The sequence below is a fragment of the Bremerella sp. JC817 genome (assembly GCF_040718835.1).
GTDB lineage: Bacteria > Planctomycetota > Planctomycetia > Pirellulales > Pirellulaceae > Bremerella.
On the sequence record NZ_JBFEFG010000070.1, the window covers coordinates 1 to 285 of the forward strand.

1 pseudogene is annotated in these 285 nt (G+C 58.6%); it reads left to right on the forward strand.

Annotation, left to right across the window (positions count from 1 at the left end):
* Nucleotides 1–285 (forward strand): annotated as a pseudogene (locus AB1L30_RS00330) (hypothetical protein); the annotation flags it as partial.

The following is a 285-nucleotide window of genomic DNA, read 5'->3' on the forward strand; positions in this document are numbered from 1 at the left end:
CGACGATTCGCACATCATCACCGTTGAAGAAGGTGGCTTGAAGTTCGAGGTCAACCTGTCGGACTACGTCGATACCGGCTTGTTCCTCGATCACCGTAACCTGCGCAGTCAGTTTCGGGACGAAGCTTCCGGCAAGCGAGCGAGCATGTGGAGCCGGCTGTGCCAGTTGCTGCCTCTCGGCCCAGGTCGACGTCACCGGGGTCGAAGCTATCGCTGCAAGCGAGTTCCTGCGGATGTGTGTCAGCCCAGAAGATCTGGCGAAGATCGAAACGCGTCTCAAACGGA